Below are 26,653 nucleotides of genomic sequence, written 5' to 3' on the forward strand. Positions count from 1 at the left end.
TTAAAGAATATATGAAAGCAACTTATCATAAATATATACTCGATTTTAAACGCCCTTCAGGAACCTCCCGTGGTGTAATGACTGAAAAAGAAACTTGGTTTATCGTACTTGAAAAAGGCGGAAAATACGGAATAGGTGAGTGTGGGATTCTACGAGGTTTGAGTGTTGATGACCGTCCTGATTATGAAGTCAAATTGCAGTGGACTTGTGAGAATATCCATTTGGGAAAAGACCTGCTTTGGGATGCTTTAATCGAGTTCCCTTCAATACAGTTTGGAGTAGAAATGGCCTTTCAATCTCTGGGTAGTGAATCACCATTTTTGTTGTTTCCTTCAGAGTTCACTGAGGGGGTAAAATCGATCCAGATTAATGGTCTTGTGTGGATGGGTGAAGCCGCTTTTATGAAGCAGCAAATTGAAGAAAAATTAGCTCAAGGTTTTAACTGTATAAAACTAAAAATAGGAGCGATTGATTTCGATAAAGAATTGCAATTATTGCGTTATATTCGGGAATATTTCGATCCAGAACAGATTGAAATCAGGGTCGATGCTAATGGTGCTTTTAGTTCAAATGAAGCTTTAATTAAAATATCACAACTATCTGAATTTAAATTACATAGTATAGAACAGCCGATACAAAAAAATCATACTGACAGGATGGCAGAGCTGTGTAAAACGACTCCTCTGCCTATTGCGCTTGACGAAGAGCTAATTGGTGTGTTTGGCTTAGAAGAAAAAGAGGAATTGTTAGTAAAAATTAAGCCACAATATATCATTTTGAAGCCTAGTTTTATAGGTGGTTTTCGTGGAACTCAAGAGTGGATTTATTTGGCTGAGAAATACCAAATTGGCTGGTGGGTCACATCTGCTTTAGAGAGTAATATTGGATTAAATGCGATAGCACAATGGACTTTTTTACAGCATAATTTAATGCCTCAGGGACTAGGTACTGGAGCGCTTTACACCAATAATTTTGAATGCCCTCTAGATGTATCTGAAGGGCAACTTTGGTATAAAAAAGGCACTGACTGGAAGTTTAGTTTAACTGATATTATGGAGTTGTCTTAGCTTTGGATTTTGATTTTGAAGCGAGGATTTGTTTTTTGATATGGTCAATTAATTGGTTTTTATTAATTGGTTTTGAGATATAGCCATTGCCGCCAACTTCAATTGCTTTTTCAGCTTCATCTGTAAATACGAAAGCACTTTGGGTAATTATAATTACCTCTTCATTAAACTCTCTTATTTTTTTAATGGCTTCATAACCATTCATCACAGGCATCTGAATGTCCATTAGAATGATATCGATATCTGGATTGTTTTTGCAAAGATTTACTGCTTCAAATCCATTTCTAGCTATTAATAAGTTTTCTCCAAATATCTTTAAAATTTTAGAAATGAACTTTAGTGAAATACTATCATCTTCAGCAACGAGTATTTTTAATTTTTGAGTCTCATGAGGAATTATTGATAGCTGGATTTCTTTATCAATTTCATTAGGTTTTATAAAAGGGATTTGAAAATAGAAAACAGCACCATAATCGGCATTGTTCGCTGCCCAAATTTTACCTCCTAAGAGGTTCACATAGGACTTTGCAATATATAAGCCCAAACCGGCACCTTCATAATTTCTGTTTAAAGAATCATCTTCTTGAGTGAACCTTTCAAACATAATGTCTGTCTTATCAGAATTAATTCCAATCCCTGTGTCCTTTACATAAAAAGTGATTGTATTATTGTTTTTAAAGCATCCTATTTCAATTGATCCTTGTTCAGTAAATTTTATGGCATTTTTAAGCAAATGTGATAGTACAGAAGAAACTTTTTCTTCGTCAGTTCGTATTAAATTTTCTTCTTCGCTTAAAGAATTACTTATTTTAAGTTCAATATTTTTTTGCTTGGCTTCTAATTTAAAAAAGTCATATATGATATCAATTTGATCTTTAATTGAAGTTTCCTTATAAGAAAGATTCATTTGTCCAGATTCTATTTTAGAGATGCTTACTATATCATTTATAATATTAAGCATTCTGCTACCGCTCTTTTCGATTACTTTGATATATTCCTGTTGTTCCTCCCCAGTTAGCTTTGGTTCCTTTAGAAGTTCTGTGAAGCCTAAAATGCCATTCATTGGAGTGCGAATTTCATGACTCATGTTAGCTAAAAATGAAGATTTTAAACGATCGCTCTCTTCTGCTTTCTCTTTTGCGCTAATTAATTCAGTATTAATTTTTTGAATTTGGATAATGCTCTCGTATAATTCTCTATTTCGTATTTTTAGTTTCGTGTTAAGGTCTTGTAATTTATTTTCAGCTAATTTTCGTTCCGTTATATCCTGAAAAAAAATAACTAGTCCTTCTTTGCTAGGTATGACACGATTTTCAAACCAGCGATCCCATGGAGCATAATAATCTTCAAAAACTATTTGCTTTTTGGTTTTCATTGCTTTGTAATAGATTTTGTAGTACGGTTGTCCAATAGCTTCCGGAAATATAACCCAGGCATTTTTGCCAACGAGGTCTTCGGGTTGCTTTCCAAACATTATAGCTGCTTTTTGGTTTACAAAAGTGTATTTCCAATCGTTGTCTATAGCAACAAAAGCATCCGACATGTTTTCTAAGGATTCTGTGAGCTTTTCATTAATGTGCTCAATTTTATTTTCATTAAATTGATTCTTGTCATTAATTGTATCAAAAAGTTGTTTTAATGAGTTGTAATCTTGCTGTAAAGTATAAAAATCAGTACTTGCTGTACTGGTATTTGAATTCTTATATTCCATTTCCAATAAATTAAAGTTAGGAATACACATAAATGTATCCCGTAGTAATTTTTAAAAATATATAAGTCTAATATATAGCAGATTATGGGTTTATAAATTTAATAAAAAAATAACACAAACTTCAAAATTAGTGTCTTTTTTTTAGTAATTAAATGCCTTTTAATTTGTTGGTAAAAAACTGATCTTGAATTACTGCATTCTTTTAGCAAATTTGCCAATCGTCATTCCTTGTACCAAAATGGAAAAGCAAACAATAACATAAGTGATTGTTACCCAGATGTCTTTACTAAATTCCGGATCAATTGATAGCGCAAGAGCGATGGAAATTCCGCCTCGTAAACCTCCCCAAGTTAAGATGAGTAGCGTTTTTTGGCTGATTCGTTCTTTTAAACGAACCGCTATTGAAGGGATATAAACCGAAATGTATCTTGTAATCAGCGTTATAAATAAAATGAGTATGGCTGCAAAAAGGATTTTTTGGTTGGTTTGTATTATAAGTAATTCTAACCCTATTAAAACAAAGAGCAACGCATTTAAAATTTCATCGATTAATTCCCAAAATTTATCAACGTATTCTGCCGTAATATCTGACATTCCTAGGCTTTTGCTTTGGTTTCCAGTAATTAAACCCGCGGCAACCATGGCAAGTGGCCCAGAAACATGAGTGTAATGTGCAAAGGTATAGCCTCCCATAACGATAGCTAAGGTAATTAGAACTTCTACCTGATAGTTGTCAATACTGGCAATTAGCTTATATCCAATATAACCAATTAATATGCCTAGCAATAGTCCCCCTATAGCCTCTTGACCAAATAGCATAAGAATACTACTAATATTTAAGTCGGCACCTGGTTTTGCTAATTTTAAAATAGTGATAAATACTACAACAGCTACACCGTCATTAAATAATGATTCTCCGGCGATTTTAGTTTCCAAAGATTTAGAAACCCCAGCCGTTTTTAGGATGCTTAAAACCGCAATAGGATCGGTAGGGGATATAAGGGCGCCAAATAACATTGCGTGAATGAGATTTACATTAACTCCCATGAAATTCAGTAAATAATAAGTCGTAAAACCTATAATAAATGTACTGATGAGTACACTAATAGTGGAAAACAGAAGAATACTAAGTTTTTCGTTATTTAAATCTTTAAATTTTATATGAATTGCTCCCGCAAAAAGCATGAAACTTAACATTCCTTCAAGAAGTAACTCACTGAAGTTAATACTATTCATTTTTATAGCTACACTATCTTTAAAAGAAGGAAAGTAATAACCCATTACTAAAATAAAAAAGGAAAATAGTAATGAAACTAACATCAGTCCAATTGCATTAGGTAGTTTTAATATCCTAAAGTTAATATAAGCAAAGCCAGCTGACAATACTATTAGTATAGAGAAAAGATGAAATAAATCCATAGCTATTTTTTTATGTTGACATTGAAGTCGGGGGCCTGTACCAATTGGAAAGTTGCCGAAGCCATTTTTACTTCTCCATTGGTTGCTTCTATTTTTGTAAGGATTTTTGAGAATAATATGGTTTTTGTAGTCCTCCTTTTTTTGTAATCAACAACATAGCGCAAGGTGTATTCTGCCCAGTTATCATTGGCAATCAAGGAAATCATTGGAGCTGTTTGCGCATCTTCTAAACGGTATTTATATTGCAGTGATTTCCATTTATCTTTCGATTTTTCAGTTAAATCTCCTGCAACTTCAACACCAGCATTTAGTATTATTTCTTGGGCTTTTTCATAGTTACTTCCAAACTGAATGGGGATTTTGATTTCATCCCATAAAAAGGGAAAATCGCCAGAATAGTTGAATACAGGCTCTTTGAAAACGTAACTATTGGCTATTAATACGATCCTACCGTTGTATAAGTCACCATCAACCCATTGTCCTGTTTCCATGATTGTGGTCCTTAAAACACCAATATCCATAACATCTCCTTTTATTCCGCCTAGCTGAACGCGGTCTCCCGAATTGTAAAAACCACCGAACATGATAGCCAGCCAGCCAGCAAACGAAGCGATAACTTCTTGTAATGCAAAAGCAATACCGGCTCCAGCAACACCTAAGGCAACAGTGAGACCTCCCAGTTTTTCGCTAAAAATTACTGTTAAAAAAATCACGGTCGCTAAATAACCAACGAAAGTGCTTATTTTTTTTGCTTTGTACCGATTGTCATTGTCTTTAATTTTTGAAAAGAGATTCTTTTGGACAGCCTTAATTAACATCCAAATTACTGCAACTCCAATAAGGAAGGTTACAATTTTACCAACTGTTGGATTGTATAAGTATTTTTGGATCTCTTCTTCCATTTTTTTTAGTTGTTGATGTGAACTACCCTTTGTGGAAATGGTATTGTGATATTATTCTCTTTGAATAATTCAAATATTTTTATTCTCAGGTCACTTTTAGTGGTTTCAATACGAAATAACTCTTCAGACCAAAATATTACGGAGAAATTGAGAGAGGAATCCCCGAAATCTGTAAATCGGATAAATGGACTTGGCTCTTTTAAAACATTATTTTGACGGTCTACAGCTTCTTTTAAAATTTGGATGACTTGTTGAATGTCTGACGAGTAATCAACCCCCACGGTAACTTCAAAACGGGATGCAAGGTCATTATGAGTCCAGTTGATTAACTGGTTTTTTGTCAGGTCAGAATTTGGTAAAATAATATATTTGTCATCCCTAGTCAGCACTGTAGTAGTTCGTAAATTGATGTCTTGAACGGTACAAACCAATCCATTTAATTCTATAACATCATTTACTTTTACAGAAGAATCAACTAAAAGTATAATTCCTGATACAAAATCGCTAAAAAGATTTTGTAACCCCAAACCAATACCTACCAATAATGCGGCAGAACCTGCCACTAGAACTGATAGATTAAAACCAAACATCTGCAGTCCAGAAATGATTGAAATAACTATAACCAGATACCTAACCAAGCTATAGATTGAGTACTTTTTAGCAATGTCAATTTTATCGACCCTGAAAATTGCTTTACGGATAATTTTCAATAAAAGAGTAACCACAACTAAAAAAGCAAACACCTTTAAAATGTTAATTACTTTAATATTAAAATCACCATCTTGAAAAAGCGTGTAGTCGATAATTTTTTTCATGTATTTTTATTTTTCCAGTTGTAATCTTAAAAGGACAGCATATGAACAAATTAAAGTTACATAATTAAACGTACTCCTCCTAATTCAGATACCCTGTAGGAAAATCGATCTCCCGGTGAACCAATGAACATGAAATTTTTTGGAATTCCCCATTTTTTTGATAATTCATCGATGATAGTAGGGCCAAAAACACCATCCATCTCAATAAATTCAATGTCAATCTCAGGGTAGGCACGATCTAGAACCCTTATGTCTGTGATAAGAAGAGAGTTGTTTTCGCCTTCGCGCTTTATATTTACAATCTTTAATTTTTTAGTTGTTTCATTATTCTGAACGTATTGCATTACCTTATTTATAATGGCAACATCATCCCCTTTAGTAAAGAAAACAAGCTCTTGAGAACTTATTTTCAAATTCATTTTTAGTAAATAACGATTGCTGAATATAACCATTCTTCTTAACGGTTTGTAAAAATACTCCAAAGCATCTATTAACACTTTTATTAAAAATGATCGATTTAGCATTATTGAAATAAACAGCAATGAAGGAACCAGATATTTTATAAAAGTATAAAAGGAATCTACGTTTAGTTGAACATTTCCTATAAATGCAGCAATGATTAGTGATACGGCAAAGACAACGGCTATTCCTCTAGCTTTCTCAGGTCTTGGAAGTTTTTTACGTTTAAATTTCAATAAAAGATTTCCAATACCAAATAACCCCATTACCGCTAAGAATGAGAATGTATACACTCCAGCCAATGCTATAAGATTTCCTGATGTTACGAATAAAACTGATACACATAAAATTAAGAAGCTAATGATTATTCGATAATTAGACCCACGTTTGTTTTGCTTCAAAAAGTAATTAGGCAAAATCCTGTCTAAAGTCATACGATTTAATAATCCAGAAACCCCAACAAACGAAGTTAAGACAGCACCACATAATACTAAGACAGCGTCGATAGAAATAAGGTAAGCTAGCCAAGAACCTCCTGTTGTATGTCCTAAATAGGCTAATAAGGATTCTTGATGTTCTCCCACTTGTGCAAGGGGAATGATGCAAATTAATAGTAAGGCAATTACGGGATTAAAGAAACTTACAATAGCCCACATATTACGAAGTGTTTTCGGGAAAACACCTTGCTCTTGTTCTTCAACAAAGTTTGCAGAACTTTCAAAACCTGAAATTCCCAACATAGCCGCTGAAAACCCTAAGAAAAGAGCATTTATTATTCCGCCTGCCGAGATAGGAAGGCTCCAATTGATATTAAAAGTATCTAGTCCGTTATTGAAAATAAACCAAGAAGAAGCTAGGACTAGTAAGGTTAAAGTTGACAAGTGAATAATAAAAATCACTACTGCAACAATAGCTGATTCTCCAATTCCTAAAATAGCTAGTCCAGTAAACGTAAGTAAAACAACAATTGTTGCTATTGTTATATTGATTCCAGGAGCTATTCCATGTAGATAGTGCATTCCTTCAGAAGCTGATATTACTGCGGTGGCCATATACGATAGTACCGTTAAAGTTGCTGCTAGGGAAGCTAGTCTTTTGGAAGAGGTATTTAATAATACATTGTAAGCACCTCCATTAAGGGGAATTGCACCTACAACTTCTCCGTATATTTTTCTAAACAAAAACAATACTACAGCTACTAACAGTAGTGAAATCCAAGCATACTGTCCCGCATACATAATTGTAAGGGCTGATACGTAAAGACAAGAGGAACTAATGTCATTTCCACAAATTGCCGTTGCTTGTAATTCGTTTAATTTTTTGTGCAATACTTTTTTCATTATATTTTTAGATTTAACTCAATATTTGTTTTTAAACATGGTGCGCAAGATAATCATTTGAGATAAATAGCCAAATAAGAAATTAATTCCTTTTTTTTATCACTAATTCGAGATAAGTAGGCATTAATGCAAAAACAATTAGCTGTTTTTAAACTGCTTGTTGAAATGAAATAACATGTAAAAATACGTTTTTAAACAATTGATTTTAAATTATTTATATCGTTTTTAGTTTTTGATTTTTTTTCGATGCTAGGAGTTGATACTAACTATTAAAATCATTAAAAGTGAAAAAATATTGGAAAATTTTATTGATTGATGACAGTTGTATTGATGATTTTTGCTAACGCTAAAGTGCAGAAAATTGCTAAAATGATGTTAAAAGATAATAATAAGTAAAAAAAAAGAAATATTGTGATTATTTGAAATTCCATTCAAACCAGACAATTTAAGTAAAAGTCAAAAAAAAATGATCCATAAAAGAGCCCCTATAATGTAGCTAATGGAAAATGTCACTGTTCTAATATGATGTACTCATTTTGAATAAGGCTGGGGAAACAAAATAGTGGGAGGCAATGAGTATTTAGTAATAATTAGAGGAAAAGGAAAAATAACTAACTTAGATCATTTATTATTTGCCAATAGCGTATAATCTAATCATTCAATAAACGCCTGTGGTAGTTTATTTGTCCAAGATGATAGTTTAGGTGAGTTGTCAAGTGGATTAGCAGAAACTCAGTTGACGTTTTTTCTGCCAATACCAAGATAGGGTATTCCATTTTTAATTCCTTTTCAGACACCATATCTAAAGAAATATTAACGACGATAATGGTTTCCTCGATTTTTTTTATCAGTTCTGATTTAGAGATATCTTTTGAAGAAAATTCAAGTTCTCTGTTTCTGATATAATTTGTTTTTCCAATAACGTTTCCTATGTAGGTATTAAGATTTCCTATCAAATGCAAACAAAGGTTTCCTGCGGAATTAGATATTCCTTTCTGCGTTTTCCAAATGTCATTTTCATTGGGGTACAATTCAATTTCAGTCTTTAGCCTAGTCAAATCTCGATAAAAAAGTGCTTTTAAAGTTTCAATCATTAGGTATTAGATTCTTTATATTTTTTAAGGGACGAAACGGCCTTTTCGTGTATTTTCTTATGCATATAACCAGTCCAGCCAAATAAAAATCCCTTTAGCCCAAAAGCTTGTTTAGACCATTTCCAAAGATCAAAATCATCTGTATGTTTTATAATTAATCCGTCTTGAAAATGAAAATGAGCCTGAATTACATTTACAACTTTCCTATTGGTCTTGCTGAAGGTATAGGATGCTGTCCACTGGGCTGAGCCAATGTATTCATCTGCTTTTATGTCTGAAACATTAATTGTTAAAGCTCCTTTACTGCTTGCAATTAACATTTTCCACATTTTGGAAACATTATCTCCTTTAAGTAATCCAAAAACAGGATCACGAAAAGCAACGTTCGAATGGTAGCATTCACTCATCGTTGAAGCATCATTACTCGCAAAAGCAGAGTAGAATTTGACAAGGGTTTTTTCGTTTTCCGTCATATTTACATAAAATGAAATGTAAATTTAAGGTTTTTTTTTGATTGAATAATTTTTATTTAAAAAATAATACGTAAGAAAATTATTACTATAATAGAAATATTGAATAATTATCACCGATTAAGTTAATGTAAACTATGGTTTAAATGCAATTGGGTTATTATTTTTTGCTTTTGTACAAAATAGTTAATAGAGCCGCGATAGGAGTATGGTAAATTAGTATGGTAGGTCACATTACAGGCACAATTTAGCAAATTGTCCTTTTTTACTAGCTGTTAAACCTGACAAGAAGAGTTAATTTTCCAAATTAAACTTACTTTGGATGAATCTGGTAATGTGTTAAGAAAGTAGTTTAAATCAAGGTTTGTAAAAGGGATAGTCTGTGTATCCTTTTTCATCAGCAGTGTAGAATAAATCAGCATTCAAATCTTTTGCTAAAGGCCAGTCATTTTTAAATCGTTCGACAAGATCAGGATTGTTGATAAAGGGTCTTCCAAATGCTACTAAATCAGTGATTCCGCTTTCAATTGCTTTTTCAGCAGTTTCTTTGTCAAAACCACCGCACTGAATAATTGTATTTTTAAAATTCTTACGGATCAATTGTTTCATTGCTACTGGAACGGGAGGTGCGCCCATAGCAGAATGATCTACAAGATGTATGTATGCTATATCCAGGGCATCGAGTTGCTTTGATAAATAATCGTAAGTGTCATCTATTTCTGGATAATGTGGCATATCACTCGCTACTCCGTAAGGCGATAACCGGATAGCTGTTTTTTCCTTTCCAATGACCTGAGCTACTGCCTTGGTCACTTCAAGTACAAAACGGCAACGGTTTTCAATACTTCCTCCATAGTTGTCGTCACGAATATTGCTTATGGGTGAAAGAAATTCTTCTAATAAATAACCATTTGCTGAATGCAATTCGACTCCGTCAAATCCTGCAAATAAGGCGTTTTCTGCAGCACTTATAAATTCAGTTTTTGCATGGATTATATCCTGCTGTGTCATTTCTTTTGGGGTTTCAAAATCTTGAAAATCTTTATAGTCAGTCCACATTTGCCCACTAGCTTTTACAGCTGAAGGAGCAAGAATTTTTGATCCGGCTGGCATGTTGAGTGGATGACTGATTCTTCCTGAGTGCATTAATTGAACAAATATTTTGCCTCCATTTTTATGCACTGCTTCCGTAACGTTTTTCCATCCTTCAACCTGTTTTTTACTAAAGATCCCTGGAATTCGAGCATAACCCAATCCGTTAGCTGATGGTGATGTCCCTTCTGTGATAATCAAGCCTGCACTTGAACGTTGTTTGTAATATTCAATCATACATTCATTAGGAATGTTTTTAATGGCTCTACATCGAGTCATTGGAGCCATAACAATTCGATTTCTTAATTCTATGGAGCCAATTTTTGCAGGTTGGAATAATTGATCTTTTTTCATGTGATTTAGACTTAAGTTGTTGTTATAAAGATAATTATATTTATTGACTTAAATGTCTGAATTGACTATGGAATTGAATTTTCTATTCAATAACTTTATTTTTATAATTTGAATATATTTTAATTTTTACTGTTAACTAAGTGATTTCTGGACATGCTTAGGATTTATTTTGGATATATTAGGAAACAAAAAAAGAGGATAGACTTTTAAGTTTCTATCCTCTTTTTAAAATTGTAAAAATGTATTCTCTATTCTTGACTTATTTTTTTGCAGGAATAATATCGATTATTACAGTTCTGTTATAAGCACGTTCTTCAGGAGTATTGTTCTCAAAAGGCGCTTTGTTAGCATCCTCTCCAAATCCATTTAACTCAAACTTAACGTCATTTCTTCCTGTTTTAGCAAGACCATTTTCAATAATGTTTTTCACATCGTTAGCACGAGCCAAAGACAAATCTTGGTTATGAACTTCTTCACCAATTGCATCTGTGTGACCGTGAATAATTACGGTTGCTCCAGCAGGAATTTTTGGAGTTATTACATCAGTAAGGTATTTTTCATAGATAGTAATCGCTTTAGATTTATTAAATTCATAAATGATACTGTATCTAATACCTTCTTCAACCTTAGCTGGTGTCCAAAGGACAACATGCATATTACTTTCTTTCTCTACAATCGCACCGCTTTTAGTTTGACCAATCATTTTTACTCTGTAATCTCCTTCTGGACGACTTCCTAAAATTGATTTTCCAGGAATACTAACTACATCTTGAGTATAAGGACCAAAAGACTGTATTTTTCCTTGTTGATTTGCAAGTTGCAATGACCATGAAGAAAAAGCTTCTGTAGCACCTTTATTATCAAATGTTACATAACTTTCAGCAGGAGCTTCTTGAAGAGCAACAATTTTTACAGGTTTTAACTGAGCATCAGGTCCACTTTGAAATTCCATCAATAAATCTGGAGAAGTACTTTCAACAGAAACTCTACGGTCACCTTCACTAAGAAGTTCCAATTCTAATGTTCCACCAGGTTGTAAAGAAGGGACGTTAGGTTTGTTTTGACCTTTAGTTTTTATTCTTGACTCGTCTATAGCAAATACATTAACTAAATATGTTTTAACTGATTCAGCCATTACTAAGCCATCTTGAGGTCCTTGTTCTGACGAACCTACTAAGGAAATTGTCGCTGATGGATTTTTTTGCATACGGTCACCTAGAATGTTTAATACATTATAATAAACAGTCATTTGTCGTTTTGAACGATCAGATAAGTTTTTTGGAGCATAGGCTTCCAACTGGTCTTCTTTAAAATCTTTCACTTGATCGTTGGTCAATAGAACGTAACGATTTGGTATTTCAGTAGATCCTGCATTAAAATAAACATAGTTTCTAAGAGGGAATATTTCATTATATCTAGCTTCACCAGGTGCATTACTTGGAGAATTGATAGAAAATTGAACTTCAGCATCTTTTAACATATCAGTAGACTGTTGGACATTTTGTCCTTGTCCAAATTTAAGTGCAACACCTGCTCTAATAGTTGTGTTATTCCATGTTTCAGTTGAACGTGGGTTTTGACCAAAATACGGTTGGAAAGAAACGAAAGGAGACAGTACAAATTGTGTCTTATTGCTGTCAGTTGAAAGTGGGATATCATATCCTGCTCCAATTTGCATAGAAACAATCGTTTTATTAACGTTGTCAAAATCACCTTTTACTGCAGGGTTTGCAGTTTGTTCTGGATATGCTGGATTAGTACCTAATTGGTAAGTAAATGATTTATCCATGTTGAAAGCCAAACGTGGTCCTCCATATAAGTAGAAATCAGATTTAAAAGGTGCAAAACGCAAACTTGGTTCTATAGTGATATAGCTTACGTTAGCTTTCAAATCAGCAGGGCAGTCACAATCAGTAATTACTTGATCGAATTTCCCTTTACGATTATCATATCCAGCTTGTAACATAACTCCCCATCTTGAATCAGCAGGACGGTATTCTAAAAGTGGTGCAATAAAAAGTCCAGTACCAAATCCATCATGAAATGTTTTTGGAGAAGTGAAACTTGCATTCATTTGTTGCGTTGAACCACGGTAAAAATTAAAATTAGCACCACCCGCTAAACCGAAGTACCAAGAAGGTTTTGTGTATTTAACTTCAAGGGTTTCCTGTGCCTGTACAGAAGTTTGAAAGCTTAACATTGATAAAGCGATTATTGCAGCGCTTTTGGTAAGATTATTAGGAGACCATGCAGCAGATGGTTTCTCATTATATTTAGTTTTTGATCTCATTTTTGTGTCTTTTATTATTAGGTTTGATTTAAATGAATCCCGCCCAAAGACGGGATATTTAAATCTTATGTTAGTTACTTAGTTAGCAGGGATATTAATGATAGTATTTACCATAGTTACCGAAGAAACTAATGAAATTACTCTACCGTTTAATACAGTTTCTTGGCCAGGTAAAGTTGTGCTATTACCAGGAGAAGACAATGTCACGCCATTATTGGCAAGAACGTTTCCAGTCATTACACCACCACCTGCGTAGTTGATAACAGCTGTGCTACCTACATACCAGTAAACATTTTTAGCTAGAGCTCCACCTGTCAATTTAACATTTCTGACAGCTGCTGGAGAACCTACTGTTAAGGAAGACTCTGCTTGGAAAATCCATACATCAGTTGCACTTCCTGATAAAGTTAAATCTCCATTTGTGATTTTGTAAGTACCACTGGCTGATTTATAAACTCCTGCGGCCAATGTTAATCCACCTAGCTCACCTGATCCTTGATCACTTCCTCCTGGTTTGTTAGTTGGAGAAATACTGTTATAAAGTGCTCTTGCTTCATTCAATCCTTCAAGTGCTTTTTGTGCTTTCGTTGCATTACCTGGAGCAGGTGCTGCAGCGAATATTCCACCAGATACAAGTCCGTTATTAAGTGGCGTAACTGTATAAACTTCAAAAGGAGTAGCTAAAATATCAGTGAATCCAGTTACTAATGTAGAAGCGGCAGTTGTTCCGATACCTCCATTATTAATCCTTGTATTCAGACCTTGATTAGTGATTCCAGCGTTTCCACCAAATACTCCGAAGAATAAACCTGCAGTAGGAGCGGGAGTATTAACAACTAATGTTGTAAAGTTCCATGTATAGTCATTTGCTAAAGGTGTTCCTGCAATATTTTTTGCAGCGATTGTAATTTTAGCTGTATAAACTTTACCTTCTAGTAAAGCATTTGTAGGATTGAAAGAAACTGTAGTTCCAGTATATGTTACTGCTCCTGCAATAACTGTTGTACCTTGTGTTAATGTGAAAGTTGTTCCATTAATAGTTAATGGATCCATGATCATACTAAAGTTAGCAGTAATAGTTTTAGTAAGACTAACTCCAGTTGTATTGTTGATAGGGTCTGTAGAAGTTACAGTAGGAGCAATCAATGCACCTGTTGTGAATTTCCATACATAATCATTTAGTAAAGCATTGTTATCTAAATTAGTCGCTGCCTTAGAAACAGTCGCTGTATAAACAGTATTAGGTAGCAAAGGTGCCGTTGGAGTAAAGATTGCTGTTGTACCACTGTAAGATACAGTTCCCGCTACTGTTGTAGCTCCTTGTTTTAAAGTATAGGTAGTCTCAGTAATAGTTGAAGCCTTCATTGCCATATTGAAGTTAACAGTTACTAATTTATTTAAAACCACATTATTAGTGTTGTTTTCTGGATCAGTAGCTGCAACCATTGGAGTAACTGTTAAACCTGTACTAAAAGTCCAAATTGTTTCAGTTTGTAAAGCATTACCTGTAAGGTCTTTTATTGTTCTCGTTATTCTAGCAGTATAAGTTGTGTTAGGAGAAAGTAAAGCCGATGGAGTAAATGTGGCAGTTTTGTTACTGTATGAAACTACACCTGCTACCTGTGAGCTACCATTTAAAGTAAATGAAGACTGATTTATTGTTTCAGGATTCATTTCTTCATTAAAGGTTACGGTGATTAGTTGATCTATTGAAACATTAGTAGCTCCATTTATTGGGCTAGTAATTTCCACAATAGGACAAACGCCGTCTACTTCTTCAAAATCGTCTTTCGCGCAACCGGAAATTAATGCAATAAATAGCATTGCAAAGGTTAATAGTAAATTTTTAGTTTTCATTTTACTGATTTTAGGGGATTGATTATTATATCGGTCAAAGATGCGTCTCTTAATAGGGCATAGAGTTACACAATAAAGAGCATTAGTTGTATAATTCACTTATAAAAAACGCGTTAAATGTGTTAAGTGTTTATTAATGAAAGATTTATTGTGTTTTGTCTTATTTTTTGGTTTAATATAAAATCAAGAATATTGGCTGTGTTACACTTAATTATGTGTACAGATAGGGTAATTGTTCAAGCCAGATTATTGTTTTTTTTTTCCGCAAAGACCAAGAAGGTTTGTATAGGTAATGGAGGTTAACTTAGGTATAAAAAAAAATCGAGAATATATTTCTCGATTTTTTAATAATTAGTTTTTTAGGTACTAATTTAAGTCCATTTTTTATTTGTCATTTCAAAAGTGAAATCATAATTATAGGTTGCTCTACCAGCGGATCGAAAGATATATTAGATTGAAGTATCTGCTACTCATCGCTATAATTATCCGATTTCCAAAAATCTAAATTAATTAGGCTACAAAACTAAAAGGATAGCCATGCAATAGTTTTTATATTTTTAATTTTTTCTTCAGATATAAAACGTGCGCATTTAATTCTCTCGTCACAATATCTAGCGATAAAGCAGATTTTTTAATGTGGTCTATAGATTGTGTAATATCCTCTTTGGAATCATTAAGCAAATCTAACATCACTGCTAAACCTAAAATATTTGCAATTGGTTGTCGGACTTTATGTGAAGTCAAATACATAATTTGTTCTAATCCTCGAATGTATTCTTTTTGAGATTCTTCGGCAGACTTAAGTTCTAGATTTGTCAACATGAGTTCAGCAGCTCTTTTTTCTTTTTCGTCATTTTGAAAAGCAAGTTCCGTATTGGCAATAATTAATTCAGCTGCTCTTTTTTCTTTTTCATCATTTTGAAAGGCAAGCTCTTTGTTAGCAATAATTAATTCAGCTGCTCTTTTTTCTTTTTCATCATTTTGAAAGGCGAGCTCTTTGTTGGCAATAATTAATTCAGCTGCTCTTTTTTCTTTTTCATCATTTTGAAAAGCAAGCTCTTTATTTGCAATAATTAATTCAGCTGCTCTTTTTTCTTTTTCATTATTTTGAAAAGTAAGTTCTTCATTGAATATAATAAACTCAAATGTTCTTTTTTGCTTTTCAATATTTTGATTAGATGGGGCTCTTTTTGCAATCTCTAACTGAGATTTAAGTTTTGCAATTTCTTGCTGTTTACTCTGAAGTTCTAGATTGAAGGACTTTAATTGTATTGTATTTCCTAGCTCTTTATTTTGAAAACAAAGGTTTATATTGCAGTAAACTAAATTATTTTTCTTTGGGGTAACCATAATCTTTTTTTCAAAATTATTAAATAAATATAACTTATAAGATACAGTTTTTGAATCTTGTTTGTTTCAATATTCCCCTGCTAAGATATTAAATATGATTTTAAAAAAATAATAATAGTTACAACTGTAGAATGTTGTAACTTTCTATTATAGCAATTCCTAAGACTTTACAGGATCAGTATGTTTAGTGACTACATTTGTGATGACAAATTGTAAGACAGTCCCTAAAATTCGCCTCACAGGATTGTGACTTGATCCTAGCAAAAGTTTCTTAGAAATGTAACCTGTTGACATACCTATAATATTATTAATGATATTTCCTTTTAAGTCTGATGCAGTTGACATTTCTTTAAACGCACCTTTTATGATGTTTAAAGGTTTTAAACTGTCATAAGTTAATTCAAATTGTTCTTTGAGGATCCTTAGTTCTTGCTTTTGCCTATTTTGTAATAAAGCGATAGTCTCATTTAAAGTGTCCGTTTCGTTTACCTTTTTCATACTATCTGTTTTTTAACAGTTTAGAAATAATTAGATTACTCACTGGCATTTTTAGCCATTGATCTTTAAAATTGTTCATTAAGATCGCCAAAATTAAGTAAGCGCATGCAACTGCAAAATAGCCATAGTACGGTTTGCCGAGAAGTTCGCCAATCCATATAGATAGCCCAATGTTAAAAATTAGGGCAAACATTGCAACAACAATAAGAATAGTTATTCTCGAAAATAGGGAAGACAGAACGTCAGCAGACTTATCAATGGCATTTAGCTTTGCTAATTCTACAGTTGTTCTAGTATAATCCTCTGCTTTTTCAAAAAGCATTTCTATTGTTGTTGCCTTGTTGTCCATAGTTTTTTTATTATAATTGAAGTTTAGAAAATATTAGATATCTAAATTTCTAACTTCATTTTTCGTTTTTTCAAATTTTGATTTTTCTTCAGCTAGGAAATCTTTTCCTTCTTCTTTAAGGCTGTCAAATTTTGATTTTCCCTCTTTAAGTAGAGATTTTCCTTCTTCTCTAAGGGTATCATATTTCTTTGAAAGGCTATTTGCCGTTTCTCCGTATTGATATTTTAGCTCGTCAGCATAATCAATTCCTTTGTTTTTGATTTTTTTTCTTGTTTTTTCACCTTTATCTGGTGCAAACAATATTCCTAGTATTGCTCCGGCAGCTAAACCACCTAAAAGTCCTAATATTACTTTATCTGTTTTCATAATTAATTTTTTAATTCTATTTAAATTTTATTTTATAATCTTCTTCCTTGGATAAGTCTTAATAGCACTGCTATTACTGCTATAATTAGTAGAACATGGATAATTCCTCCTGCACTAAATGCGAAGAATCCAATTGCCCAAAAAATGATTAAAATTACTGCTAATGTGTAAAGAAGGTTGCTCATGATTTCTATTGTTTATGATTAATATTAAATTATATGTATGTTAAAAAAAATGTAATTAAACTGCTGTCGTCATTTTCAAAATGCTAAAGAGTTTAATATTTGTTGATCAATTTTGTACTACTACAAATATCTATAACAATGTGAGGCAAAGTGTTATAGAAATTTCAGTAAATGTTGTAATATTTACAGTTTTAAGAAATTAATGTTTTTAAAACCTCATACTTCTCCAAAAAAATAAAAGTATGTTCAGCAATTAATTTCATTTTCTTCATAATCTGTTACAATAAAAAGACAGTCTATAATGCTCTATATTTTAGGATTTTAGAAATAAACTTAATTAAATAGCTTTAATTATTTTGTAGACTTCCTCTTTGGTTTTACCTAGCTTAAGCGCGAGTTTAGTAACCATTTCATTTTCCATCCCCTCTAAATATAGCAAATCATTATCCGTCAAAGCAGCAAATTTTTGTTTCAATTTTGCTTTTTGCTCTTCCCAAGCTTTATGTTCGTCTTGTGCTCTCATTTCGGTTGTATTGTAAATGTGTATTTGATTCTTTTACAAAGATGATTAGATTAACACTTAAATGTATTACATAACTAAATTGGAAATTTATGTAATTCACTTATTTATAAGTTTATTGCCCATTTTAAAAATTTGCATAAAAAAACATCTCAAATTTGAAATTGGAGATGTTTTTAAAATTATTTTCGTTTTAATTGTACAAAGTTTAAATCCTGAGTAGCAAGTCTTATTTTTTAATTTCAGAATCTGCTTTTTCCTCTTTTATTTTTTGCATTTCTTCAATTTTTTTAGCCTCTGCTTTTTTCTTTTTATTAAAGTATCCTTTCAAAAGAATATTATGTTTTGCAGCTTCCATATTTTCACTCAGCCCTTTTGATCCAGTTTGAAGGTTCGTAAGCGTTTTTGTCATACTGTTTGCAAATTTTTCATCAGTAATTAACTTAGATAAGGCACCATTTCCATGATTCATATTATAAGTAAATTGGGCTAGTTCAGCAGTAATGATACTGGCATTATCCATACTGACTTTAACACTTCTCATTATTTCATCCATTTCTATGGCCTTTATTGAGGCTATATTGTCATTATCTTTCACCATTTTTTTAGAGGATGTTCCCGCTGAGATTGACAGTACTTTATCACCCATTAATCCATCTGAGCCTATACTTGCCATAGCATCGCTTTTGATAAATTGTTGGACGTCTTCTTTAATTAATAATCGGACAACAACAGAGGTATCCGTAATCAATTGAATCTCACTGACTGTTCCTACATTTATCCCTGAAAAAAGCACATTATTACCAACTTCTAAGCCGCTTACATTGGCAAAGTGCGAGTTAAGACGAAATGTAGAACCAAACAAATTCTTTTGTTTTCCAACAAAATAAATGGTGGTCGTAAAAGCTACCAATCCCATTATAACAAACATTCCTAACTTCCAAGAGGATCCAGATTCCTTATTCATAGCTAAATTCTTAAATTAAATAATTATATAAAGAAGGAACGAACCCATTCGTCCTTACTATTTTCCAATTCCGTATAACTTCCTTCGGCGTGAATTACACCATCTTTTAAAATTACAATACGGTCGGCAGTAAGTTTAGCACATGCCATATCATGGGTAATGATGATTGAAGTGGTATTGTTTTTTTTCTTGATGTTCAAAATCAACTCACTAATTTCTCGAGATGTAATTGTGTCTAATCCCGTTGTAGGTTCATCATAAAGAATAATTTCCGGTTTTAGGATTAGAGTGCGAGCAAGGGCAATTCTTTTGCGCATACCACCAGAAAGCTCTGAGGGCATTTTGTGAATTGCTTCTGCTAAACCAACACTTTCCAGGACTTCAATGATTTCTTTTTCGACTTCTTCATCATTCAAATCTTTCGCATGACGTTGCAACGTAAAAGCAAGGTTTTGCCTAACGGTCATAGAGTCGTATAAGGCTGAGTTTTGAAATAAAAATCCAATTCGAACTCTAATTTCATTAAGTTGGCCCGTATTCATATCAAGTATTTCTTGACCAAATACTTTTATTTCTCCTTTGTCCGCCTGAACCAAGCCCACAATACATTTTATGGTTATTGATTTACCTGAACCTGATTTTCCTAAAACCACCACATCTTCTCCTTTGTGTACACTAAGGTTAACTCCCTTTAGAATGGGATTGTTTTTTCCAAATGCTTTAAACAGGCCCTTTATTTCTATAATGGGTGCTTGTAAATGCTGAGCAACGGGGATTTCTAAATTTATTAGTTCTTGCATCATTTAAAAAAATAAATCGGTTAATTGAACAGCTAACATGTCTATAATAAAAATAGTAAGCGATGCAGTCACTACGGCTGAATTTGCGGCTTTACCCACACTTTCAGTTCCGTTTTCTGCAGTAAACCCTTTATAACAGCCAATCATTCCTATAAAAAAACCAAAGAAAAAAGTTTTGATTGTCGCAGGCACAATATCTAAAAAAGACAATGATTCGAAAACTTTGGATATATAGCGTACAAGCGTGATATCACCGTGCATATTGACGCCTATAAATCCACCTAAGATGCCAATTCCATCTGCAAAAATCACCAATAATGGTATCATAAGCGTTGTTGCTAAAATACGTGTCACTACAAGGTATTTGAATGGGTTTATTGCTGCTACTTCCATTGCGTCAATTTGTTCCGTAACTTTCATGGAACCTAGTTCAGCTCCTATTCCGGATGAGATTTTTCCGGCGCAAATTAAAGCGGTTATAACTGGTGCTATTTCCCTGATTAGAGAGAGTGCTACCATTCCTGGCAACCATGATTCTGCGCCAAATTTAGCTAGGGTAGGGCGTGACTGGAGTGTAAGTACCAAGCCCATTATAAAACCAGTAATGGCTACTAAGGGTAAAGATTTGTATCCAATAACGTAACACTGTTTTATGAACTCTTTAAATTCATAAGGTGGTGTAAAAACTTCTTTAAAAAATTTAGATGCAAACTCGGTTACCGTACCCACATCATTAAAAACATTTTTAAAATATATGATCAAAATTTCAGGTGTTATAAAGATTAATGTTTTTCCGTTGAAAATGTTTTTTGTTTAATATAAAAATGTAAGTGGTAGGAGTTGCTTTAATAGTTTGTTAGACTATATTTTTAATGATTTCATCATATCGTGATCATCATTTATTAAATAATATTGGTCATTCAGCATCGCCTTTTGTTTGTTGCTCAGATAGCCTAAATTATTATAAATAGCCTCATAATAAGTTTGTATGATGATATTGTCATTTCGGTTACAAGAATAAATGATGTCTTCTGAATCTTTAGAAATAAATACTTTAGCTATCTTTAGCCAGTACTCATGAAATAAGCCTTCAGTGTTTTTTACTTCTACTGGAGTTCCCCCCAATTTTATAATTTCTGCACTCAGTTGCCTTTTACAGGCTTGACTTGTTTTTTGAAAATTCGTGAATATTTTTTTTAAAAACGATTCCTCGGTGTCTGTTGAAGCAGTTTTATATCGTTTGATTCTAGCATCATTGATTATAATAAATGAATTCAATACGCTAATTGTCATTTCAGTATTCATTTTATTTAATTTTTAAAGTTTAGTAATCAGGATAATATAAAGGGCAAATATCATTATTATAAGTAGTACTAAAGTTGCATAACTTTTGAATAAATTTACATTTTTCACAGTTTTAGAATGTGACAGAATCATTATTCTTTTTTATGATTTTGTATACAAAAGTCATACTTTAAATTAGCTAATAACAGTTTTTTTTAATCAATGAATCCATCAGTTTTTTGCAAAGTATTCCAAAATGAAATCGTGTTGCTGATGCATACTCATTTTATCGGTTTCTCTAATTTCAAATTTTATTTTTACAAAACGTTCGTCTTCACTTAAAACATCAAAGAACTCCATTTTTGCATCAGATGGTCCAAATAGCACTATTTGCTTATAGTTTTTTATAGCCTCGCCTATTTTGTTATAATAATCATATAGAACATGCCTTTCCTTATTAATCAAATCTGCCGCCAATTTTGATGATTTTAACTTTTTTTCATCAATTGAAAATTTTGATTCAATCGTTTTTATTTCAAAAGGATTGTTTGTGAACTCCATTAAATACGCAATGGAATGATCCATCCATATTCCTAATTTTTTTACTGTTTTCATGGTATTTATTTTTTTAATAAAATGATATAAATCGTAATGTACTTTGATGATTTATAAAGATCTAAAATTCAGTAATTTAAAAGAAAAATATGTTATATAACTTTCTGGTAATATTATATAATTTACATATCGAGTGTCTAGGAAGGTGTTTTTATAAAGTTATTAAGCGCTCTAGTTATAAAAATGTAGAAGTGCTTTCCAACCTTAGCTTCAATTGGAATACCAAGTAAAAACGAATCTCAATTTAATAAGTAAATAATGGTTTGCGCAAACTGAAGCGTAGCATTAAAATAATAGTCTTAAATATTTTTTTTTATAGAAGTATCAACTTTCGCAATTTCTGTGGGAGGTACCACTCCGGAATAGATTTTGGCATAACTGGCAGTAAATTCAGCGCCAAAAAAGAGAATCATAGAAGAGTATGAAACCCACAATAAAATTAATATGACCGATCCCGCAACTCCATAAACTGATGCAGGATTTGCAGTGCTAAAATAAAAGGCCAGAATGGTTTGGCCAATAGTAAATAAAATACCGGTTACAACTGATCCTAGCCATACATGTTTCCATTTAATTTTAGCGTCGGGTAATATTTTGAACATTAGCGCAAAAAGGATCGATATTATTGCTAATGAAAAGACGAAATTAAAAACATTAAAAAACGAAATCATGTATCCGTAAGTATATGTTCTCATCCAATTACCCATGCTCGATAGGCCTGTAGAGACGGCTAATGAAACCATAAGTAAAAAGGCGATGGCCAGTATTAATCCAAAAGAAAAGAGTCTTGCCTTTAGTATTTTTAATATTCCTTTTTTGGGGATTACCTCGACCTGCCAGATTAAATTCAATGTTGTTTGCAGTTCAACAAATACAGCGGTAGATCCTACTAACAGGATTATAATCCCAATTACTGAGCCCCAAAAGGTGGTTTTTGATTGCGTGGATTTGATCAATATTTCACTGATTTGGTCAGCCGTTTCTGATCCCATCGTGCTTGAAATTTGTTCCAGAATATTTTGATTTACACTGTCATTTCCAAAGAAATAGCCAGCAATTGATATCACTAGAACTAATAAACCAGGTATGCTAAAAACAGCATAATAGGCTATTACGGCACTTTGTCTAAACGGATCCTTATCACTCCATTCATTAAAAGTCATTTTTAATAGTTTACCGATATCTTTAGTTTGAAATTGCATTTTTGGGCTATTTTGTTTCATTTAATAAGGCGTATTTTAGTTTTTGCGATTCGAATATTTTAAAAAATGGCAATTTAAAATATAAAAGGGCTGTCTTTTACAACAGCCCTTCACCAAACCAAACCAAACTAATTTTTTGAAGTACTATCGCTACAATTTTAATTGGGACAGGTTCAATAACGTATATAGATCAATGCTTTTTAAATTTATTCTTTTTCCTTTTTTTAGATAGGAAAAGGAATTAAAATCTTTTTGTTTCCATGATCAATTGTTTACCAGGAAATTGAACGTCAGCGTCATCTTCCGCGGTAATGTATATTTTTGATGGTTTTACGGGTGTTACCGTTTCAAACGAAGCTTTAAGCTTTGAAGATAAAAATTTTGAGTCACTTCTTATTTGACCTATGTTTTTTACCATTGAATCCTCACTTTCCATCCAAACTACGTAAGCATTTTTTGATGGTTCTAATCGGCTTACTTCAGCTAGGTTTTCCAATTCAACTTGAATTAAATAATTCTTATTTTCGTCTTGCTTTATTTTGACATCTCCACGAGCAGCAGGAACAATACTTGAGGTTTGGAAAGTTATTTTTTTAGCACATGAAGTAAATGACATTGATATCATTAATACCAAAAGTCCTATCGATATATTTTTTAAAATTAATTTCACTTTTTTATTATTAAATGGGTTATTAAAACGCTATTATTTGAATTAGTAGAAAGAAATAATAGCTTCGAGATTGATAGTACAGATTCGTATAATTGAAATAGCCTTAAAAATGATTAATTTAAATTGGATATTTAACTTAAATACCTTCTTAAAATCCACGCAATTGTTTCATGCTGTGCCATTAAACCTGTAAGGAAATCAGCAGTACCAATATCTTTGTTTTCTTCTTCACTAATATCGATATCCTTACGTAATTCGACTATAACTTTTTCATGATCGTCTAGTAATTCTTTCAACATTTCCTTTTGCGAAGGATACTTGTTTGGAGATTCTGTTAGGTTCGTCAATTCTGAAAATTCAGACATAGTTCCAATGGTCTTACCGCCTAATTTATTGATGCGTTCTGCAACTTCATCAATACTTTCTTCTAGTTGTTTGTATTGGTCTTCAAATAATTTATGAATTTCCATAAAACTTTCACCAGCAACGTTCCAGTGAAACTTTCTTGTTTTGACATATAAAGTCATTTCATCTGCCAAAACAGTTGAAAGTAAGCTAACACTATTTTTTAAATTTTTTTCTGTAATTCCTATTTGAGGTTTCATAATCTATGTTTTATTTTAATTTGTAATTTTTATGACATAAAAAACACTTTTCTTAGCGAAAGATGCTCTGTTAAGTTCTATCCTTAAAAGTAATTTAAGATTGCAGTTTATTTCTTTTTGTCAGTTACTACTAATACGACACCACCTATAACTAATATTACACCAACAATTGGTGACCATTGAACAGGATGTGACTGCTCTTTATTTATTTCTATTGGACCTATATCAACTACTTTTTCTTTTGTTACATAATTAAAGCCTGTATAAAAAATCATGATTGCTCCAATAATTATTGTTACTATTCCTAAAGTTTTTGTGTTCATAATATTAGTTTTAATGTTGTAATTTAAAATAAGACTCCTTCATCTTAATAGTATTCTGCATTGATATCAACTGCGACTTTTAGCCTCATAATCTTATATCAAATGTAGCTTTAGCTATGACTCATCTTTTGTTGTGCGAACTAAACTAATTCCCGAAGTGAAAAAGATTAAACCAAGGATCCCGTAAATGATTAGAGATTTAATATCTTGATTACTTCCAGATGTGTTCGTAAATAATACAGCTGCATAAATAAGAGCACCTATTCCAAGAGCTGTAAGTAATGCGCCAAAGATTCTTTTAAGATTCATAATTTTGTTTTTTAAGATTTATAATTTGAGTATTGGTTTTTATCAGTATGCCCAATAAATCAGGGATGTTGATAGTGTATTTATCCATAACAGCGATTCGCTAAAGCGTTGAGCTGTTGGATAATTGTAGTATCAAAGGTAAATAACTAACTCCTGATATGTTTTATATTATTTATATAAAAAGTTACATCATTTACGTATTAGACTTCATTTAAAACACTCTTTTTGAATTATAAATCAATATTAGGTGCTTCAGAAAAAAAATCAATTTTGTTTTTTCAGTGAAGCACCATTTTTTATTTAAGTGACTCTAATTAATTTTTTATTTACAAACTCAGTTATACCTAGTTCTGATAGTTCACGGCCATATCCTGACCCCTTTGTTCCTCCAAAAGGTAAATCTGGACTTGTAGAGGTAGGTTGATTAATGAACACCATTCCGGTATCAATTTGATCTGCTATTTTAATAGCTCTTTTTATGTCCTTGGTATATATTGAGCCTCCTAATCCAAATGGGGTATCATTAGCTAACTCAATTGCTTCTTGCTCATCTTTTACTTTATAAAAGGACGCTACTGGACCAAATAACTCCTCGTAAAAAGTAGGTTCGCCTCTCTTTAGGTTAGTTAAAATGGTAGGCTGCATGTATGCACCAATGTCTGAAGCTCTTTTTCCTCCAACTAAAACTGTAGCCCCTGCTTTTTCAAATCGTTTTACTTGGTCTAAAATATTTAGTAATGCATCTTCACTACTTAGTGGACCAACTTGAGTTTCTGGATCCATTGGATCACCTACTTTAAGAGCGGCAACTTTTTTCGAGAATTTATCTAAAAATTCATCTGCAATGGCTGCTACGGCAATAAACCTCTTGGATGCAACACAGCTTTCCCCATTGTTATTCATTCGACCTACAATAGCCATTTCGACTGCTTTATCAATATCTGCATCTTCTAAAACAATAAAGGCATCACTACCACCTAGTTCAAGAACTGATTTCTTTAGGTTTCTACCTGCGGCTTCCGCTACGCTTGCACCAGCAGCTTCACTTCCTGTCAATGATACTCCTTTGATTCTGTTATCGCTGATTAACGCAGAACTTCTTTTACCAGAGATCATTAGGTTAGTGTAAAGTCCCTCTGCTGCTCCAGCTTCTAAAAATATTTTTTCTATAGCTATAGCGCATTGCGGTACTATGGATGCATGTTTTAGCAGAATTGTATTTCCTACCATAATATTTGGAGCTGCAAATCGAACTACTTGGTAAAAAGGAAAGTTCCAAGGCATAACACCAAATAAAACACCTATTGGACTATTTCGAATAAAAGCTTCGCCTGATTCGGGATTTAATTTTGTATCCGCTAAAAAGCTAGCGCCATTATCAGCATAATAGTCGAGAATATTTGCGCTTAAATCAATTTCACCTTCCGATTGTGAAATTATTTTTCCCATTTCCAGTGTAATTAATGTAGCAAGTTCCGTTTTTCTATCGCGCATTATTTTAGCGACTTTATGGAGTAGGGTAGCACGTTGTTCGAAACTGGTATTCTTCCATTCATTGTAAGTTTTGTCAGAAAGAGCAATGGCATCTTGTACTTGCTTGTCAGTCATTTCATCAAATGATTTTACGACTTTATTTGTTGCTGGATTTGTTGTTTGAATTGACATAGTATGTAATTTTAATTAATATAATTGAAAATCGACGGTGGACTTAATTTACTAATGGTCAGTTAGTCGATAGCC

Annotated in this window: 28 protein-coding genes; 1 reads left to right on the forward strand and 27 read right to left on the reverse strand. The window is 32.6% G+C overall.

Going from position 1 to position 26,653, the window contains the following annotated elements; all coding sequences use genetic code 11:
• The first annotated feature begins 11 nt into the window (after positions 1 to 11).
• Positions 12 to 1,067 carry an o-succinylbenzoate synthase gene (locus BLV91_RS11180; protein WP_091433216.1) on the forward strand — a complete coding sequence of 352 codons (1,056 nt, stop codon included), beginning with the start codon at positions 12 to 14 and terminating at the stop codon, positions 1,065 to 1,067.
• Here the strand turns inward: BLV91_RS11180 and BLV91_RS11185 are convergent.
• From BLV91_RS11185 to BLV91_RS11310, 27 genes are all read right to left on the reverse strand, one after another.
• Positions 1,051 to 2,778, reverse strand: coding sequence for a PAS domain-containing hybrid sensor histidine kinase/response regulator (locus BLV91_RS11185; RefSeq protein WP_091433466.1), 1,728 nt, complete (start codon positions 2,776 to 2,778; stop codon positions 1,051 to 1,053). The genes BLV91_RS11180 and BLV91_RS11185 overlap by 17 nt on opposite strands.
• Positions 2,779 to 2,967: 189 nt before the next feature.
• Positions 2,968 to 4,197 carry a cation:proton antiporter gene (locus BLV91_RS11190; protein ID WP_091433218.1) on the reverse strand — a complete coding sequence of 410 codons (1,230 nt, stop codon included), beginning with the start codon at positions 4,195 to 4,197 and terminating at the stop codon, positions 2,968 to 2,970.
• A 2-nt stretch (positions 4,198 to 4,199) separates the two neighbouring features.
• On the reverse strand, positions 4,200 to 5,099 hold the full coding sequence (locus tag BLV91_RS11195) for a mechanosensitive ion channel family protein (RefSeq protein ID WP_091433221.1): 900 nt from the start codon (positions 5,097 to 5,099) through the stop codon (positions 4,200 to 4,202).
• Between the two features lie 5 nt (positions 5,100 to 5,104).
• Positions 5,105 to 5,914, reverse strand: a complete 810-nt coding sequence (locus tag BLV91_RS11200; protein ID WP_091433223.1) for a mechanosensitive ion channel family protein — start codon at positions 5,912 to 5,914, stop codon at positions 5,105 to 5,107.
• Between the two features lie 56 nt (positions 5,915 to 5,970).
• Positions 5,971 to 7,713: an APC family permease gene (locus tag BLV91_RS11205; protein ID WP_091433227.1), complete on the reverse strand. Its 1,743-nt coding sequence runs from the start codon at positions 7,711 to 7,713 to the stop codon at positions 5,971 to 5,973.
• 650 nt (positions 7,714 to 8,363) lie between these two features.
• Positions 8,364 to 8,807, reverse strand: a complete 444-nt coding sequence (locus BLV91_RS11210; RefSeq protein ID WP_091433230.1) for a DUF1572 family protein — start codon at positions 8,805 to 8,807, stop codon at positions 8,364 to 8,366.
• Positions 8,807 to 9,280: a nuclear transport factor 2 family protein gene (locus BLV91_RS11215; RefSeq protein ID WP_091433232.1), complete on the reverse strand. Its 474-nt coding sequence runs from the start codon at positions 9,278 to 9,280 to the stop codon at positions 8,807 to 8,809. Before BLV91_RS11215 ends, BLV91_RS11210 begins: the two co-directional genes overlap by 1 nt.
• A 354-nt stretch (positions 9,281 to 9,634) precedes the next feature.
• Positions 9,635 to 10,723: an alkene reductase gene (locus tag BLV91_RS11220; RefSeq protein WP_091433235.1), complete on the reverse strand. Its 1,089-nt coding sequence runs from the start codon at positions 10,721 to 10,723 to the stop codon at positions 9,635 to 9,637.
• 259 nt (positions 10,724 to 10,982) lie between these two features.
• The gene (locus BLV91_RS11225) at positions 10,983 to 13,013 is read right to left on the reverse strand and encodes an OmpA family protein (protein ID WP_091433238.1); all 2,031 of its coding nucleotides are present in this window, start codon (positions 13,011 to 13,013) and stop codon (positions 10,983 to 10,985) included.
• Positions 13,014 to 13,091: 78 nt separating this feature from the next.
• Positions 13,092 to 14,870: an Ig-like domain-containing protein gene (locus tag BLV91_RS11230; RefSeq protein WP_091433241.1), complete on the reverse strand. Its 1,779-nt coding sequence runs from the start codon at positions 14,868 to 14,870 to the stop codon at positions 13,092 to 13,094.
• Between the two features lie 549 nt (positions 14,871 to 15,419).
• Positions 15,420 to 16,220, reverse strand: coding sequence for a diguanylate cyclase (locus BLV91_RS11235; protein WP_091433244.1), 801 nt, complete (start codon positions 16,218 to 16,220; stop codon positions 15,420 to 15,422).
• Positions 16,221 to 16,379: 159 nt separating this feature from the next.
• A complete protein-coding gene (locus BLV91_RS11240) occupies positions 16,380 to 16,718 on the reverse strand; it encodes a hypothetical protein (protein ID WP_091433248.1) in 339 nt (112 codons plus the stop codon).
• Between the two features lies 1 nt (position 16,719).
• A complete protein-coding gene (locus BLV91_RS11245; protein WP_091433250.1) occupies positions 16,720 to 17,067 on the reverse strand; it encodes a hypothetical protein in 348 nt (115 codons plus the stop codon).
• Positions 17,068 to 17,100: 33 nt separating this feature from the next.
• On the reverse strand, positions 17,101 to 17,433 hold the full coding sequence (locus tag BLV91_RS11250) for a YtxH domain-containing protein (RefSeq protein WP_091433253.1): 333 nt from the start codon (positions 17,431 to 17,433) through the stop codon (positions 17,101 to 17,103).
• Positions 17,434 to 17,465: 32 nt separating this feature from the next.
• Positions 17,466 to 17,618 (reverse strand): lmo0937 family membrane protein, encoded by a 153-nt coding sequence (locus BLV91_RS16885; protein WP_139262324.1) that lies wholly within the window; start codon positions 17,616 to 17,618, stop codon positions 17,466 to 17,468.
• A gap of 337 nt (positions 17,619 to 17,955) precedes the next feature.
• Positions 17,956 to 18,141 (reverse strand): CsbD family protein, encoded by a 186-nt coding sequence (locus tag BLV91_RS11255; protein WP_091433256.1) that lies wholly within the window; start codon positions 18,139 to 18,141, stop codon positions 17,956 to 17,958.
• A 226-nt stretch (positions 18,142 to 18,367) separates the two neighbouring features.
• Complete coding sequence (locus BLV91_RS11260) at positions 18,368 to 19,105, reverse strand: MlaD family protein (protein WP_091433258.1); 738 nt, start codon at positions 19,103 to 19,105, stop codon at positions 18,368 to 18,370.
• 23 nt (positions 19,106 to 19,128) lie between these two features.
• The gene (locus BLV91_RS11265) at positions 19,129 to 19,908 is read right to left on the reverse strand and encodes an ABC transporter ATP-binding protein (RefSeq protein ID WP_394331837.1); all 780 of its coding nucleotides are present in this window, start codon (positions 19,906 to 19,908) and stop codon (positions 19,129 to 19,131) included.
• Positions 19,909 to 20,667, reverse strand: coding sequence for an MlaE family ABC transporter permease (locus tag BLV91_RS11270; protein ID WP_091433261.1), 759 nt, complete (start codon positions 20,665 to 20,667; stop codon positions 19,909 to 19,911).
• A 99-nt stretch (positions 20,668 to 20,766) separates the two neighbouring features.
• On the reverse strand, positions 20,767 to 21,210 hold the full coding sequence (locus BLV91_RS11275) for a PA2169 family four-helix-bundle protein (protein ID WP_091433264.1): 444 nt from the start codon (positions 21,208 to 21,210) through the stop codon (positions 20,767 to 20,769).
• A gap of 210 nt (positions 21,211 to 21,420) precedes the next feature.
• On the reverse strand, positions 21,421 to 21,804 hold the full coding sequence (locus BLV91_RS11280) for a hypothetical protein (RefSeq protein WP_091433267.1): 384 nt from the start codon (positions 21,802 to 21,804) through the stop codon (positions 21,421 to 21,423).
• Positions 21,805 to 22,103: 299 nt separating this feature from the next.
• Positions 22,104 to 23,027: a YihY/virulence factor BrkB family protein gene (locus BLV91_RS11285; RefSeq protein ID WP_217636966.1), complete on the reverse strand. Its 924-nt coding sequence runs from the start codon at positions 23,025 to 23,027 to the stop codon at positions 22,104 to 22,106.
• A gap of 220 nt (positions 23,028 to 23,247) precedes the next feature.
• Positions 23,248 to 23,676 (reverse strand): hypothetical protein, encoded by a 429-nt coding sequence (locus BLV91_RS11290; RefSeq protein WP_245709678.1) that lies wholly within the window; start codon positions 23,674 to 23,676, stop codon positions 23,248 to 23,250.
• 131 nt (positions 23,677 to 23,807) lie between these two features.
• A complete protein-coding gene (locus tag BLV91_RS11295; protein WP_091433273.1) occupies positions 23,808 to 24,281 on the reverse strand; it encodes a Dps family protein in 474 nt (157 codons plus the stop codon).
• Between the two features lie 107 nt (positions 24,282 to 24,388).
• Positions 24,389 to 24,604: a hypothetical protein gene (locus BLV91_RS11300; protein WP_091433276.1), complete on the reverse strand. Its 216-nt coding sequence runs from the start codon at positions 24,602 to 24,604 to the stop codon at positions 24,389 to 24,391.
• A 114-nt stretch (positions 24,605 to 24,718) separates the two neighbouring features.
• On the reverse strand, positions 24,719 to 24,913 hold the full coding sequence (locus BLV91_RS11305; protein ID WP_091433278.1) for a hypothetical protein: 195 nt from the start codon (positions 24,911 to 24,913) through the stop codon (positions 24,719 to 24,721).
• Positions 24,914 to 25,213: 300 nt separating this feature from the next.
• Positions 25,214 to 26,578 (reverse strand): NAD-dependent succinate-semialdehyde dehydrogenase, encoded by a 1,365-nt coding sequence (locus tag BLV91_RS11310; protein ID WP_091433283.1) that lies wholly within the window; start codon positions 26,576 to 26,578, stop codon positions 25,214 to 25,216.
• Positions 26,579 to 26,653: the final 75 nt, after the last annotated feature.

The sequence above is a fragment of the Flavobacterium degerlachei genome (assembly GCF_900106645.1).
In the GTDB taxonomy this organism is placed as follows: Bacteria; Bacteroidota; Bacteroidia; order Flavobacteriales; family Flavobacteriaceae; genus Flavobacterium; species Flavobacterium degerlachei.

What these genes read in the sequence shown, in the direction of transcription:
- BLV91_RS11180 (WP_091433216.1), top strand. Translation starts at nt 12, where the DNA reads ATGAAAGCAACTTATCATAAATATATACTCGATTTTAAACGCCCTTCA.
- BLV91_RS11185 (WP_091433466.1), bottom strand. Translation starts at nt 2,778, where the DNA reads ATGGAATATAAGAATTCAAATACCAGTACAGCAAGTACTGATTTTTAT.
- BLV91_RS11190 (WP_091433218.1), bottom strand. Translation starts at nt 4,197, where the DNA reads ATGGATTTATTTCATCTTTTCTCTATACTAATAGTATTGTCAGCTGGC.
- BLV91_RS11195 (WP_091433221.1), bottom strand. Translation starts at nt 5,099, where the DNA reads ATGGAAGAAGAGATCCAAAAATACTTATACAATCCAACAGTTGGTAAA.
- BLV91_RS11200 (WP_091433223.1), bottom strand. Translation starts at nt 5,914, where the DNA reads ATGAAAAAAATTATCGACTACACGCTTTTTCAAGATGGTGATTTTAAT.
- BLV91_RS11205 (WP_091433227.1), bottom strand. Translation starts at nt 7,713, where the DNA reads ATGAAAAAAGTATTGCACAAAAAATTAAACGAATTACAAGCAACGGCA.
- BLV91_RS11210 (WP_091433230.1), bottom strand. Translation starts at nt 8,807, where the DNA reads ATGATTGAAACTTTAAAAGCACTTTTTTATCGAGATTTGACTAGGCTA.
- BLV91_RS11215 (WP_091433232.1), bottom strand. Translation starts at nt 9,280, where the DNA reads ATGACGGAAAACGAAAAAACCCTTGTCAAATTCTACTCTGCTTTTGCG.
- BLV91_RS11220 (WP_091433235.1), bottom strand. Translation starts at nt 10,723, where the DNA reads ATGAAAAAAGATCAATTATTCCAACCTGCAAAAATTGGCTCCATAGAA.
- BLV91_RS11225 (WP_091433238.1), bottom strand. Translation starts at nt 13,013, where the DNA reads ATGAGATCAAAAACTAAATATAATGAGAAACCATCTGCTGCATGGTCT.
- BLV91_RS11230 (WP_091433241.1), bottom strand. Translation starts at nt 14,870, where the DNA reads ATGAAAACTAAAAATTTACTATTAACCTTTGCAATGCTATTTATTGCA.
- BLV91_RS11235 (WP_091433244.1), bottom strand. Translation starts at nt 16,220, where the DNA reads ATGGTTACCCCAAAGAAAAATAATTTAGTTTACTGCAATATAAACCTT.
- BLV91_RS11240 (WP_091433248.1), bottom strand. Translation starts at nt 16,718, where the DNA reads ATGAAAAAGGTAAACGAAACGGACACTTTAAATGAGACTATCGCTTTA.
- BLV91_RS11245 (WP_091433250.1), bottom strand. Translation starts at nt 17,067, where the DNA reads ATGGACAACAAGGCAACAACAATAGAAATGCTTTTTGAAAAAGCAGAG.
- BLV91_RS11250 (WP_091433253.1), bottom strand. Translation starts at nt 17,433, where the DNA reads ATGAAAACAGATAAAGTAATATTAGGACTTTTAGGTGGTTTAGCTGCC.
- BLV91_RS16885 (WP_139262324.1), bottom strand. Translation starts at nt 17,618, where the DNA reads ATGAGCAACCTTCTTTACACATTAGCAGTAATTTTAATCATTTTTTGG.
- BLV91_RS11255 (WP_091433256.1), bottom strand. Translation starts at nt 18,141, where the DNA reads ATGAGAGCACAAGACGAACATAAAGCTTGGGAAGAGCAAAAAGCAAAA.
- BLV91_RS11260 (WP_091433258.1), bottom strand. Translation starts at nt 19,105, where the DNA reads ATGAATAAGGAATCTGGATCCTCTTGGAAGTTAGGAATGTTTGTTATA.
- BLV91_RS11265 (WP_394331837.1), bottom strand. Translation starts at nt 19,908, where the DNA reads ATGATGCAAGAACTAATAAATTTAGAAATCCCCGTTGCTCAGCATTTA.
- BLV91_RS11275 (WP_091433264.1), bottom strand. Translation starts at nt 21,210, where the DNA reads ATGAATACTGAAATGACAATTAGCGTATTGAATTCATTTATTATAATC.
- BLV91_RS11280 (WP_091433267.1), bottom strand. Translation starts at nt 21,804, where the DNA reads ATGAAAACAGTAAAAAAATTAGGAATATGGATGGATCATTCCATTGCG.
- BLV91_RS11285 (WP_217636966.1), bottom strand. Translation starts at nt 23,027, where the DNA reads ATGAAACAAAATAGCCCAAAAATGCAATTTCAAACTAAAGATATCGGT.
- BLV91_RS11295 (WP_091433273.1), bottom strand. Translation starts at nt 24,281, where the DNA reads ATGAAACCTCAAATAGGAATTACAGAAAAAAATTTAAAAAATAGTGTT.
- BLV91_RS11300 (WP_091433276.1), bottom strand. Translation starts at nt 24,604, where the DNA reads ATGAACACAAAAACTTTAGGAATAGTAACAATAATTATTGGAGCAATC.
- BLV91_RS11305 (WP_091433278.1), bottom strand. Translation starts at nt 24,913, where the DNA reads ATGAATCTTAAAAGAATCTTTGGCGCATTACTTACAGCTCTTGGAATA.
- BLV91_RS11310 (WP_091433283.1), bottom strand. Translation starts at nt 26,578, where the DNA reads ATGTCAATTCAAACAACAAATCCAGCAACAAATAAAGTCGTAAAATCA.